The organism is Clostridium sp. FS41 (assembly GCF_000954015.1).
Taxonomy (GTDB): domain Bacteria; phylum Bacillota; class Clostridia; order Lachnospirales; family Lachnospiraceae; genus Enterocloster; species Enterocloster citroniae.
The window spans coordinates 121505-134932 of record NZ_JYHN01000059.1; the positions used below are offsets into that span (position 1 = coordinate 121505).

The following is a 13428-nucleotide window of genomic DNA, read 5'->3' on the forward strand; positions in this document are numbered from 1 at the left end:
ATATGGTAACATGAAAAAAATGATTTTCAATTGATGTATTATCTAAAATTTGAAATATTATTTGTTAAAAAGATACAAAAATATAATTTTAATTGAAAATAATTGTATATAATATTGATTTCATTACTTAACTGTGTTAAGCTATAAATGAAAATAAATAAAAAATGCAAAATGTTGGAGGTAAAATGAACAAATCTGTCAAGGGGCTGAATAATGAAGATTTGCTGATGTCAAATCGTGCGGTCATTCTTCAATGCTTGAAACGTAATGGTGTATGCTCCAGAGCGGATTTGGCTAAGGAAACTGGACTTACCCAGGCTACAATTTCCAAAATTATGTCCGCGCTGATCGAACTGAATATTGTTCATGAGACAGGATTCATTACCGGAGAGTTGGGTAGACGGTCACGTGGGGTTATACTCAATGCGGCAGATTATAAGGTGATTGGAATCAAGATATCAAGACGTTCGTTCTCTATTGGCTTGTTTGATATAGGAGGACATGACTATGATATTTATAAAGAAGCCATTCCGAAAGATCAGAGTCCCCAGACCAGTATACGCAAAATCCGGGAAGTGGCGGAAGATTATATCAGCCGTAGTAAAGGTATTATAGCTGTAGGAGTTACTGTACCAGGACCATATCTTCGTAAAGAGTCGAAGATTGCTGTTATGACTGAAACAACAGGATGGAATTTTCTTAATCTAAAAAAGGAGTTTTCAGATTTAGGAGGAGTACCTGTTTTTATTGAGCACGATGCCAATGCCGCTGCAATTGCAGAATGGTGGTTCGGGCAATTTGCCATGGCTACAGGAACATTAGTTTATCTTTTGGCAGATGAAGGAATCGGAGCAGGGGTTGTGGTAAACGGCAGTATGTTAACCGGCGCTAATGGAATTGCAGCTGAAATTGGACATATCAGTGTTAATGTGAATGGACAGCGGTGTGGATGCGGAAATTATGGATGTCTGGAAGGATACTGTTCGTCTCTGGCATTTGTGAAAAAAACGCGCGAGCTGTTAAAGGAACATCCGGAGAGTATACTTTCAATTCATTATCAATTGACAGCTGAGCATATATTTGACGCAGCCTACGCAGGGGATGAACTGGCATGCAGTATGGTAGAGTATGCGGGGAGATACTTAGGCTATGGCATAGTTACACTAGTTAATGCCTATGACCCTTCCGCTATTGTCATTGGAAATACAATGGCAAAGGGCGGTACACTTCTTATGGACAGTATACGTGAAGTAGTGAGAGAACGGATTTTGCCAGAGATATACTCCAAACTTTCCATGGACTTTTCAACATTTAAAATTGATCCGGTCTTATACGGTGCAGCTGCTTTAGCTACGGATCGTTTCCTTAAAAATCCGTCAAGTTTCTTGTCGATAGGGAAGCATTAAGGAAATGGTTAACAAGTTAGGAGGGAAAAAATATGAACAAGGGGATTACTGATAAACATGAAGTAAGAGAAAATGGATGGCTGAAAAGAGGATTTAGGCACAGTTGGCAGTTGTATGTTCTATTGCTCCCCTCATTGATATGGCTGGCAGCATTTATGTATGGACCAATGTATGGTCTGCTCATAGCTTTTAAGGACTATAGGGCTGCAGATGGTATCATGGGAAGCCACTGGGCAGGGTTAAAGTATTTCAAGCAATTTTTTTCCACCAATATTGCTCGGCAGGTGATTTCCAACACATTGATATTAAGCCTTCAGCAACTAGCGATCTCTTTTCCTATACCAATTGTGTTTGCTTTGATGGTGAACCAAATAACGCAGAAACATTTCAGAAAATTTGTACAAACAGTATCCTATGCACCCTACTTCGTATCAGCAGTTGTTATTGTATCTATTATGCAGGTAATATTAGCGCCAGGAACTGGATTTGTTAATATTTTGATCCAGAATATGGGAAGTCGTCCTCTTATGTTCATGTCACGTCCGGAATATTTTAGGCCGCTGTATATCATATCCGGTATCTGGCAGATGATGGGATTTAATGCAATTATATATATTGCGGCATTGGCAGGCATATCACCTGATTATTATGAAGCGGCCATTATGGACGGAGCTTCTAAATTAAAGCGTATTCTTTATATTGATATCCCATTGATACTTCCTACAATCATTATAATGTTGATACTTGCAGTCGGGCAGTTGATGACGATCGGATATGAGAAGGCATACCTGATGCAGGCTGGATCCAATCTGGCAACCAGTGAGATTATTTCTACATATGTATATAAAAGCGGACTGTTAAAAGCACAATACAGTTTTGCAACAGCAGTTGGTTTGTTTAACTCGGTTGTAAATTTTATACTTTTGGCCAGTACAAATTTCATTTCCAAAAAAACTACGGATATCAGCTTATTCTAGAGAACATAAAATTACTTCACAATGAAAGTTCTAATCTGTTATACACGGGGGATGGGATAAAAGCTGAATAGGAGGCAGGGCGATGAAAGCTAAGAAAAGAATAATAAAAAAAGGGGATTTGGGATTTGACATTGTAATTATCATACTTTTAACTGTGCTTTGTATTATGATTCTGTATCCTTTGTATTATGTGCTGGTAGCATCTTTTACGGATCCGGATATTGTCAATACGGGCAAAATGCTGCTGTATCCCAAGAAGTTGTATCTGGATGGCTATAAAAAGATTTTTGAGTACAGAGATATATGGAGTGGATACTGGAATACGATTAAATATACGGTAGTAGGTACGGTACTTTCAATATGTTTGACAATTCCTGGCGCTTATGCACTTTCCAGAAGAGATTTAATGGGGCGTAAACAGATTATGTTTTTATTTACTTTTACAATGTTCTTTCAAGGAGGTTTGATACCATTATTTTTGGTCATTAATAAACTTCGTATCTATGATTCAATATGGGCAGTTACAATGCCAACGGCAGTTTCCGTATGGAATTTTATAATTTGCCGTACATTCTTTGAATCCAGCATACCTGTAGAAATTACAGAGGCGGCCAAAATTGACGGATGTAATGAGTTTCAGATTTTTTTCAGGGTAGTAATACCAATATCAACAACAATCATAGCAGTAATGATCTTGTTTTATGCAACGGCGCAGTGGAACTCTTTTATGAATCCTCTTATGTTTTTAAGGACAGGAGATAAGATGCCGCTTCAGGTGGTGTTAAGAAACCTTGTTCTGTCTAATCAAGCTGCTTCTATGAGTGCGGATGCATTGGATGCGGCTATGAGACAAAAGATGGCAGAACAGATGAAATATGGTATTATCGTAGTTTCGGCAATACCGTTATTATGTGTATACCCGTTCCTTCAGAAATATTTTGTCAAGGGAGTGACTGTGGGAGCGGTTAAGGGGTAGTAGCAGAAAAACATATATTGTAGGAGGAAAAGAAATGAAGAGAAAAAAAGTTATGTCACTTGCTTTAACTATGGTTATGGCATTATCGTCTCTTGCAGGTTGCGGAGGAGGAACTAATGCGCTGGAAGGCGGAGGGGGGCCCGCTGCAGCATCCACCTCAGGAAGTGAATCATCAGATGCAGCAGAGATGTTTGACCTGACACCCGGAAATATGCCGATTGTTACAGATTCGGAAAATGCGCCTGTATTCCATATTGTACGGTCGAGAGATCCATTGCAGACTGTAAATACATCGGAACTTCCCATGTCCAAAAAATTAGAGGAAGATACAGGTATCAGGATTGAGTGGGAAGAGGTGCCGACAGTAGGGTTGACAGAAAAAATAAATCTGATGATGACGGGAAGCGATCTTCCTGATGCTTTCTGGGATTGTATCAGTAATGATATGATCAGCATTTATATGGGCCAGGATCTGCTGATTCCCGTAAATGAACTGGAAGAAAAGTATATGCCTAATTTAACAAAGATATATGAAGAACACCCGGAATATAAAGCACTTGCTACTGCTCCGGATGGAAATCGTTATGGGTTTCCATATATCGAAGAAATGTATGGACTTGTCCGCACACCGGGACCATTCTTAATCAATCAGGACTGGCTTGATAAGGTGGGTAAAGAAATGCCTACTACGTTAGATGAGTGGGTGAATTGTCTGAGAGCTTTCAAGGCGGCGGGTGATTTAAATGGAAATGGTATTGATGATGAGATACCGTTTACCTTAGGTTTGGCATCAACCGATATGTATGACTCTTACGATGTGTTCAACCGTTTCTGTATGGCGTTCGGAACTCCCACAACATCCGGAGATGAGCGTGCAGATGATAACATGGTTGTGATTGACGGAAAAGTGCAGTTTACGGCAGCGGATCCGGCCTATAAGGAGACAGCAAAGTTCTTCAATCAGTTATATGAGGAAGGTCTGATTGATGTAAATGCATTTTCACCATCTCCTAATCCACGATATGCTTTATATTGGGATCAGATAAAGGGAGATACCGCATTATATGGCTGTTTTGGTACATGGTCTCCTGAAAATGAAATTCCAAATGCAGATGTAAGAGCACAGTATGCACCCCTTCCGCGTTTAGAGGGTCCGAACGGAAAGATCGGAGAGGTGGTAAACAACTCTGAAATGCAGAGGGCTGCAAGATTTGTGATCACTTCTGCGTGTGAGCATCCGGAAGTGTTAGCACGTATGGTAGACTATATATATAGCCCGGATATGTCTATCAGCTTTAACTGGAGTCCGGAAGGATATGTTTATCATGCAGATGAGACAGGAAAATGGGTATTCCAGTTTGATGATAACGGAAACATTATAATTCCTGAGCCATGGTCTACTATTTCAGAGGTGAGTAATAACACGCGTGGTACTAAGGGACCTACAGCTATTTTTAACAGCTATTATGATGATAAGGTGGAATATGATTATGCAGCACAAAATCTGTTAAAATACCAGAGGGTGAATGGTAAGGATGAGTGGCTTGAGGAGATTGAAAGTATGCCCCCTGTATTAAAAACAGCAGAAGAGATGGCAACTATTTCTCAGATTCAGCCTCAGATCAAGAACATTGTAAATTCATACCGTATGCAGTGGATTTTAGATGGAGACGCGGATGCGACCTGGGATAAATATCTGCAAGAACTTGACGCTGCCGGATTACCCCAGTTAATGGAGCTTTTCCAAACAATCTATGATCGCTATTCTGAGCAGCAATAATTAAACAAGAGCCGGCGAATGATGCAACATTCATTTGCCGGCTCTTGTTAATATTTATAACGATTCCAAACGACCGCTCAATTCCCTCTACTAATCCCCATTACTCTTTACTCAATTCCCGCACTCAATGCTGATCTCATTAAACCGCGCCAAAATATCCTCAATGCACATGGACTGCTTTTCACTGCCTTCCTTGTCTATGATGGCGTGTCCCTGATGCATCATGAGAAGACGGTCCCCGTATTCCACGGCATAGCGCAGGTTGTGTGTTACCATGATGGTGGTCAGTTGTTTTTCTTTTACGATTTTGCCGGTGAGTTCCATGATGGTCTCAGCTGTTTTGGGATCCAGAGCAGCGGTGTGTTCATCCAGGATCAGGAATTCGATGGGGGTCATGGTGGACATGAGCAGTGCCATGGCCTGGCGCTGGCCGCCGGAGAGGACTCCTACCTTTACGTCCATTTTATCCTCCAGCCCTAATCCCAGGGAGTGTAGGGCTTCGCGGTAAGCCTCCACGCGCTGTTTATTGGTTCCGGGGCAAAGGTTGAACGCTTTGCCTTTATTGTCAGCCAGGGACATGTTCTCTAAGATGGTCATGGAAGGGCAGGTGCCCATGGCTGGGTTCTGGTATACGCGGCCTATGCGGCGCTGGCGCCTGTATTCAGGCATTCTGGTGATGTCCTGGCCGCCTATGATGATGCGGCCCTGGTCCAGGGGAATGCTTCCGCAGATAATGTTGAGCATGGAGGTCTTTCCCGAACCATTGCTGCCCACCACGGACACAAACTGATGATCCTTGATGGTGAGGTTAAAATCCTCAAACAGGCACATTTCGTTGACGGTGCCGGCATTGTAATATTTATTGATATGTTTTAACTCAAGCATGGCTCTTTACCTTCTTTCCCCTGGAGGTGCTTAACACCAGGATGATCAGGAACAGGATGGAGGTGATCAGCTTCAGGTCCGAGGCTGTTACCGGGATGGAGATGGTCAGGCTTCCTATTTTGATATCGTTCAGCAAAAGGGCCAGGGATACACAGGCCTTGTAGATGATGGAGCCGATGATGACAGCCGTGGTGGACTTGACAAATCCAAACCGCTTAAACAGCTGGGTTCCGATAATTACATTGGCCAGGCCGATGACAATGGTCCCTGTGCCGATGGAGATATCAAAGAATCCTTTCTGCTGGCAGTATACGCTGCCTGCCAGGGCGGCAAAGCCGTTGGCAATGGCCAGGCCCACGATCTTTACCATTCCCTTGTCCTTGGCCAGAGAGGTGACCAGCACATCATTGTCGCCCACGGCCCTTAACAGATAACCGGACCTGGTTTTCAGATAGGCGTCCAGGAGCAGTTTGCAGACCAGGACAATGACAAGCAGGATGATGGTCACAACATAGGGGGACATGGCAGCAGGCACATGTTCAGACAGGAATGAGTTGCTGAAAATGGTGTCCTTGCTGAAAATGGGAAGATTAGACTTGCCCGCGATCCGCAGGTTGATGGAATAGAGAGCGGTCATGACAATGATCCCCGAAAGCAGGTCCCGGACCTTCAGCTTCACGTGGATCAATCCTGTGATGCATCCTGCCGCAGCTCCTGCCGCAAAGGACAGGATAAGGGCGGCAAATGGATGCAGGAAGCCGTTTGCAATGCCGATGGCAGTGAGGGCGGCGCCCAGGGGAAATGTTCCATCCACGGAAAGATCCGGAAAATCCAGAATCTTATAGGTGATGTATACGCCCAGAGCCATGATGGCATAAACCAGGCCTTCTTCAAAGATACCAAAAATAATCGTTGTCATGATGTTCCTCCCAATCCGTTATGTGTACTCCGGGAGATTCCCGGAATACACGTATGAGCGCTTCTTAAATTATATCTATTGTGTGATTTCTGAGAAGAGCTCTGCTGCGCCTGTTGTCAGATCCTCCGGCAGGGTGATGCCCAGGTTTTCAGCCACCTTGGTATTGCCGTAGAATGCAGCCTCCTTAATGGTTTCGTAATTCAGTTCGCTGGCCTTTTTCTCGCCCTTTAAAACCTGTGCAGCCATCTTTCCGGTCTGTTTTCCAAGTTCAATGTAATCCAGTCCCATGGCAGCCAGGCAGCCGATCTTTACCTGCTCTATTTCGCTTCCAAATACGGGAATATTCTTGGCGGCGGCCTTGTCAAGGATCACAGGAAGGGATGCAACAACGGTATTGTCTGTAAGGTTTGTGATACAGTCCACTTTATTGATCAATGTATCGGCAGCCAGGGAAATGTCGGCTGAGGAGGAGACACCGGTGTCCACGATCTCAAATCCATAGTTTGGTGCAAGCTCTTTGTATTCGGCAATGGCTGATTCGGAATTTACCTCGCTGGTGGTGTACATGATTCCGATCTTCTTTGCATCGGGAAGGATGGCGCGGATCATTTTAAGCTGCTGTTCCACTGGAAGCTTATCGCTGGTTCCTGTGATCTCACCCACGGGGGTTCCGTCCGCATTGGCCAGCTCTGCGGCAACCGGGTCTGTTACAGCTGTGAAGATGACCGGGGTACTTGACTTCTTGGCCACGCCGTATTCCGCCTGTGCCATAGGGGTTGCAATGCCGCACATCAGGTCCACTTCCTTACCGGCGAAGTTGGTTGCGATCTGGCTTGCGGTTCCGCCGTCTGCCTGGGAGTTTTCATAGAGGATGGTCAGGTTTTTTCCCTCCTGGATGCCGGACTCGGCCAGACCGGCCAAAAAGCCCTCGCGGCAGTTGTCCAGGGAACCGTGCTCTGCAAACTGGCCAATGCCGATGGTATAGGAAGCATTGCTTTCTGCCTTGTCAGCGGCTTCGGATGAAGACTCCGGAGTCTCCTTGGCGGAATTCCCGGATTGGGTGTCTGCCGCTGAATTGGTCTCCGCACCTGCCTGGGCAGTGGTTGTATTTTGTGAAGATGATTGTGAAGATGATCCGCATCCGGCTAACAGGGATGCGCTTACGGCTGCGGTTAAAAGCATTGCAATTGTCTTTTTCATAATAAATATCCTCCTGAATATACTAAAATGTTTGATCGTTTCTCAGTTGATTCATCAATAAAATTCCGTTGGAGAAGGCTTTTTCCTGGAACCCCAGGTGCGCGCTGCCTGAAATTACCGGGTGTCAGTGGGGCATAGGTTGGCAAAAAACTGCAGCTGCCATGTATGACAACCTGTTTACTGCATAAAAAAACGCCCCAACTATGGTATTGACCATAATTGAGACGAAATTAAATCCGCGGTGCCACTCAAATTGACTAAAAAGTCCACTTTACACATACTATCATATGTGCCGCATGCATAACGGTTGCGGAATCCGTCGGTCCATACGGAAAAATCTTTCAGGACCGCCCTCAAAAGTCCATTCAGCTGCCAGCCTTATACCGCAATCCCACCACCTGCGGCTCTCTGTGTTAATGCTTTGGAAGCTTACTCCTCTTTCTCTACGGTTTATTTTATTAACCCGTATCTTAATACAATGGAGTGCATTTGTCAATAGGTTTTTTAAATTTTGTGAAAATTACTTTAATTGGTTGTCAAAATGTGGTAGACTGTAGATGGTAAGAAATATAGTGCACACAGCTTCTGGACCACAGATAATGGGTGCCCATAACAAGGAGGAAAACTGCATGAGACGTTTACTTATAGTAGTGGATATGCAGAAGGATTTCGTGGACGGAGCCTTGGGAACCAAGGAAGCCCAGGCCATTGTCCCTTATGTGATCCGTAAGATAAAGGAATACGAGGCAGATGGCCAGGAGGTGGTATTTACCCTGGACACACATTTTGACAATTATCTGGATACCATGGAAGGCAAGAAACTTCCTGTAGTCCATTGCGTCAAGGGAACTCCCGGATGGGAACTTGCCGGTGAACTCAAAGCATTCACCGGAAAGAAATTTGAGAAACACACCTTTGGCAGCATGGAACTGGCGGCGTATGTGGAAAAAGGATCCTATGACACTGTGGAACTGGTGGGACTGTGCACGGATATCTGCGTGATCTCCAACGCCATGGTGATCAAGGCAGCTGTCCCGGAAATGACCATTCAGGTGGATGGGTCCTGTTGTGCGGGAGTAACGCCAAAGAGCCATGAGAACGCGCTGAACGCCATGAAGATGTGCCATATTAATATTGTAGATGGAAATGGATCACAGGATTTGGGATAAACATAAGCAAGGGGGTTTTATTATGAATGACAGGCATTTTGTAATTACGATTGAACGCCAGTACGGCAGCGGCGGCAGGCTTACGGGCAAAAGGCTGGCTGAGGAGCTGGGAATCCATTTTTATGATGAGGAAATACTTAAGATGACATCGGAGACAAGCGCGATCGGAGAGCAGTATTTCCGGCTGGCAGATGAAAAGGCGGGCAACAATCTGCTGTACCGCATTGTAACCAGTATGAAGCCGGAACTGACAGAGCCGGACAGGGACGGACATCATATCACATCACCGGAGAACCTGTTCCGCTTCCAGTCTTCTGTGATCCGCAGCCTTGCAGCTTCGGAAACATGTATCATCGTGGGACGCTGCGGAAACTATGTACTGCAGGACCAGATGGAAAATGTGATCCGCATCTTTGTCTATGGGGACACGGTTACAAGGATCCGCAGGGTCATGGACGTGGATAAGGTGGATGAGGCCGAGGCGCTGCGCCGTATGAGAAGGATCGACAAGGAAAGGACGGAGTATCACCGCTATTTTACAGGCAGGGAATGGATGGACATGGAGAACTATGACCTTCCCATTAACGCCAGCCGTATTGACTATGACCAGATGATCCAGCTGATCAAGGATTATCTGAAGCTGCGGGGATTTCTATAAGTTTATGGAACATGGGGGTTCTGTCTGAGGATCCCCATGTTTTAGATAGAATCGAGGGATAAGATATGAATATATTTGCGGGAATTATGATTCCCTTTATCGGAACCACAGCAGGCGCTGCCTGCGTGTTTTTCCTGAAAAATGCATTAAAGCCAAGGGTGCAGAAGGCATTTCTGGGCTTTGCGTCAGGGGTCATGGTGGCCGCGTCCGTGTGGTCGCTGCTGATCCCTTCCATGAACATGAGTGAGCATCTTGGCAAGATGGCGTTTGTTCCGGCCTCAGCGGGCTTTTTGCTGGGTATTGGTTTTCTGCTTTTGCTGGATGAGGTGATCCCCCATCTGCACATTGACACGGATGAACCAGAGGGGCCCAAGGGCAACTGGAAAAAGAGTACCATGCTGGTGCTGGCAGTGACCCTCCACAACATACCGGAAGGCATGGCTGTGGGCGTGGCCTTTGCAGGACTCCTGTCAGAAAACAGCTCCATCACCATGGCAGGGGCACTGGCGCTGTCAGTTGGCATTGCCATTCAGAATTTTCCCGAAGGCGCGATCATTTCCCTCCCCCTAAAGGAGGCGGTGGGTAAGAAAAAGGCCTTTGTGTACGGTATGCTGTCCGGTATTGTGGAGCCCATTGGAGCCTTCCTTATGCTGGCGCTGTCCGAGGTCCTGGGGCCTGCGCTGCCGTATTTCCTGTCATTTGCCGCAGGAGCCATGATCTATGTGGTGGTGGAGGAACTGATCCCGGAATCGGCCCAGGGAGAACACTCCAATGTGGCGACCATTGGGTTTGCCGCAGGGTTTGTGGTGATGATGATACTGGATGTGGCTCTGGGATAGGAGCTGCGCCATTAGGCAAGACCGCTGCGGTCTTCTGATATGAAACATAAAAGCTGCATCCGCGCAATTGAGGATGCAGCTTTTTTACTTATCGTACAGACCATTAAACCATCAGCCCCTGGAGATCCTCATAAAACCGTGGATATGAGATGGTCACACAGTCGGCTCCCCTGATGTCCGTAGCCCCGTCCGCGCAAAGGGCGGTGACTGCAAATGTCATGGCGATCCTGTGATCCCCGCGGCTGTCAATGGAAGCTCCGTGAAGAGGCCTGCCGCCCTGGATGATCATGCCGTCCTCTGTCTCAGTCACATCCGCGCCCATGGACCTCAGGCTTTCCACCATGACGGCAATGCGGTTGGATTCCTTCACTTTAAGCTCAGCTGCATCACGGATCACAGTCCGTCCTTCAGCCAGGCAGGCCATGGCCGCGATCATGGGCAGCTCATCGATCAGGGTTGGGATAATGGCTCCGCCGATCTCTGTTCCGTGAAGGGCGCCCCAGCGCACCAGGATATCTGCAGTGGGTTCCCCTGCGCCTTCGCTTCGGTTCAGGAGCTGAAGGTCAGCCCCCATATCCTGGCATACCCGAAGGATTCCATCCCTGGTTGGATTAATTCCCACATTCCTGATCAGCACCTGGGAGCCGGGAACCATAAGGCCGGCCGCGATAAAATAGGCGGCTGAGGAGATATCGCCCGGCACCATGACCTTGGCGCCGTTGAGCTCAGAGGCGGGCTGGATCGTGGCTGTTGTGTCCTCAGCGGAGACCTGTGCCCCAAAGAGATCCAGCATGATCTCCGAATGGTTTCTGGAAACATAGGGCTCAGTCACGCTGGTGGGGCTGTCCGCGTATAATCCGGCCAGGAGGATAGCGGATTTTACCTGGGCGGAAGCCACTTTAGACGGGTAATGGATTCCATGTACGGGACCGCCCTTGATCAGCAGGGGAGCGCAGCCGTTACCCTGTAAACTTGTGATATCCGCCCCCATCAGGGACAAGGGGTCCATGATGCGTTTCATGGGGCGCTTCTGAATGGATTCATCCCCGGTCAGTGTCACAGTGAAATCCTGGGCGCAGAGAATGCCTGAGATAAGACGTGTGGTGGTGCCGCTGTTGCCGCAGTCCAGAACACAGTCAGGCTTTTTCAGGCCGTGGAGTCCATTTCCCTGGACCAGGACCCGGTCGCCCCTGTTTTCGATGGAAATCCCCATTTTTTCAAAACACGCAATGGTGGAAAGGCAGTCCGCGCCCTGGAGAAAGTTATGAATTTCAGTCAGTCCCTTTGCAATGGAACCGAACATCACTGCCCGGTGGGAGATGGATTTATCACCCGGGACAGTGATCTCCCCGCGCAATCCATGTGATTTAGTAAATTCCATAAACAGATACCATGCCCTTTCAAAAGATTACATACGGAACATTTCATATTTATACTGATCCAGCCGCTGCCAGGCAGCTTCCATGGATGCTTCATCATAAAAAGCGATCTTCAAAGCGCCCTCACCCCGCTCGCGGTTGTTGTTGATGCCGATGTTCTTGATACTGATGCCTTTGGCAGCCAGAATAACGGAGATCGTGGAGATTGCACCGATCTCGTCCGCCACATCCACTGTGAACTCATAGGATGGCTCCACAGAACCCTTCGCCTTTTCCGTAATGGAATTGCGGTAATCCCTGGAGGTCTCAAACAGCTGGTAAATTGATTGGCCGCTGTGATGTTTTATCTGGTCCAGGACCTGGTTCAGGGAGGCGATATATTTCTCAAGTATATCCGCTATGGGATCCACATTGGTCATGCAGATCTGTTCCCACATCTCAGGGGAGGAGGAAGCAATCCTTGTTATGTCCTTAAAACCGCCGGCAGCCACCTGCTTCATAATACCATCGGAGGTATCGTTATCCTTTACCAGATTGACCAGGCTGGAGGCAATGAGATGGGGGAGATGGCTGATGGCAGCCACCACCTTGTCGTGTTCCCGGTAATCCAGCACCAAAGGTATGGCTCCGATGGTGTGGGCAACGGCGATGATCCGCCGGTCATTTTCACTGAGGGAGGTGCTGCCTGAAGAATCGCAGCCCCTGGGGGGAGTGACTATATAGTAGGCATTTTCCAAAAGATGGTCCGTGGAATTTTCGTATCCGGTTTTCTCAGAACCGGCCATGGGATGACCGCCTACAAAACAGTGGGTCAGTTCCTGGCGGATGATCTCCTGGTGGATTCCCTGCTTGGTGCTTCCCACGTCCGTGATCAGGGCCCCCTGCTTGAGAAACGGACGGATGGCGGACAGATAGCCCGCATTATACTCCACAGGCGTACACAGGAAAATAAGATCGCATTCCCGCAGATGTTCATCGATCCCGTCCAGGATCACATCCACAATGCCCTCCCTTTTGGCCTGCTCCAGGCGGGAGCGGGATCGCATATAGGCCATGATCTTGATGTTCGGCCGGGAACGCTTAATGCCTTTGGCAATGGAACCTCCAATGAGCCCCAGGCCAATAAATCCTATGGTGGAATCGGTCATTGATAATTTGTCCATACGGTATCCTCCGTTAAAGAAGCGTGTACGCTAGAGTACACAAGAGCACTCTCAGGTTCCGGAGTGCTCCAATCTGG

The 13428-nt window shown here is 47.0% G+C and carries 12 protein-coding genes and 1 other annotated feature; of the genes, 7 read left to right on the forward strand and 5 right to left on the reverse strand.

The features are described from left to right. The first annotated feature begins 185 nt into the window (after positions 1-185). The 4 genes from CLFS41_RS12650 (at position 186) to CLFS41_RS12665 (ending at position 5139) form a co-directional block, all read left to right on the forward strand. Positions 186-1406, forward strand: coding sequence for an ROK family transcriptional regulator (locus CLFS41_RS12650; protein WP_007858654.1), 1221 nt, complete (start codon positions 186-188; stop codon positions 1404-1406). Between the two features lie 32 nt (positions 1407-1438). Beyond that, entirely contained in the window at positions 1439-2383 is a 945-nt protein-coding gene (locus CLFS41_RS12655) for an ABC transporter permease subunit (RefSeq protein WP_007858652.1), read from the forward strand. An 82-nt stretch (positions 2384-2465) separates the two neighbouring features. Further along, positions 2466-3359: a carbohydrate ABC transporter permease gene (locus CLFS41_RS12660; RefSeq protein WP_007858650.1), complete on the forward strand. Its 894-nt coding sequence runs from the start codon at positions 2466-2468 to the stop codon at positions 3357-3359. 34 nt (positions 3360-3393) lie between these two features. Further along, positions 3394-5139, forward strand: coding sequence for an extracellular solute-binding protein (locus CLFS41_RS12665; RefSeq protein ID WP_045092481.1), 1746 nt, complete (start codon positions 3394-3396; stop codon positions 5137-5139). 111 nt (positions 5140-5250) lie between these two features. On the opposite strand, the gene CLFS41_RS12670 is transcribed toward CLFS41_RS12665, so the two are convergent. The 3 genes from CLFS41_RS12670 to CLFS41_RS12680 form a co-directional block, all read right to left on the reverse strand. Then, positions 5251-6024 (reverse strand): ATP-binding cassette domain-containing protein, encoded by a 774-nt coding sequence (locus CLFS41_RS12670; RefSeq protein ID WP_007858648.1) that lies wholly within the window; start codon positions 6022-6024, stop codon positions 5251-5253. Beyond that, on the reverse strand, positions 6017-6943 hold the full coding sequence (locus CLFS41_RS12675) for an ABC transporter (RefSeq protein WP_007858647.1): 927 nt from the start codon (positions 6941-6943) through the stop codon (positions 6017-6019). The genes CLFS41_RS12670 and CLFS41_RS12675 overlap by 8 nt, the downstream gene beginning before the upstream one ends. Before the next feature lie 75 nt (positions 6944-7018). After that, positions 7019-8143: an ABC transporter substrate-binding protein gene (locus CLFS41_RS12680; RefSeq protein WP_045092482.1), complete on the reverse strand. Its 1125-nt coding sequence runs from the start codon at positions 8141-8143 to the stop codon at positions 7019-7021. Positions 8144-8360: 217 nt separating this feature from the next. Continuing rightward, positions 8361-8598, reverse strand: a binding site (T-box leader). 174 nt (positions 8599-8772) lie between these two features. On the opposite strand from CLFS41_RS12680, the gene CLFS41_RS12685 reads away from it, so the two are divergent. The 3 genes from CLFS41_RS12685 to CLFS41_RS12695 all read left to right on the forward strand — a co-directional run bounded on the left by CLFS41_RS12685 (position 8773) and on the right by CLFS41_RS12695 (position 10809). Beyond that, on the forward strand, positions 8773-9312 hold the full coding sequence (locus CLFS41_RS12685; protein WP_007858645.1) for an isochorismatase family cysteine hydrolase: 540 nt from the start codon (positions 8773-8775) through the stop codon (positions 9310-9312). 22 nt (positions 9313-9334) lie between these two features. After that, complete coding sequence (locus CLFS41_RS12690; RefSeq protein WP_007858644.1) at positions 9335-9970, forward strand: cytidylate kinase-like family protein; 636 nt, start codon at positions 9335-9337, stop codon at positions 9968-9970. A 65-nt stretch (positions 9971-10035) separates the two neighbouring features. Next, positions 10036-10809 carry a ZIP family metal transporter gene (locus CLFS41_RS12695; protein WP_007858643.1) on the forward strand — a complete coding sequence of 258 codons (774 nt, stop codon included), beginning with the start codon at positions 10036-10038 and terminating at the stop codon, positions 10807-10809. A gap of 103 nt (positions 10810-10912) precedes the next feature. On the opposite strand, the gene aroA is transcribed toward CLFS41_RS12695, so the two are convergent. Both aroA and CLFS41_RS12705 read right to left on the reverse strand, forming a co-directional pair. After that, positions 10913-12190 carry a 3-phosphoshikimate 1-carboxyvinyltransferase gene (aroA, locus tag CLFS41_RS12700; protein WP_007858642.1) on the reverse strand — a complete coding sequence of 426 codons (1278 nt, stop codon included), beginning with the start codon at positions 12188-12190 and terminating at the stop codon, positions 10913-10915. 27 nt (positions 12191-12217) lie between these two features. Further along, positions 12218-13351, reverse strand: coding sequence for a prephenate dehydrogenase (locus CLFS41_RS12705; protein WP_045092483.1), 1134 nt, complete (start codon positions 13349-13351; stop codon positions 12218-12220). Positions 13352-13428: the final 77 nt, after the last annotated feature.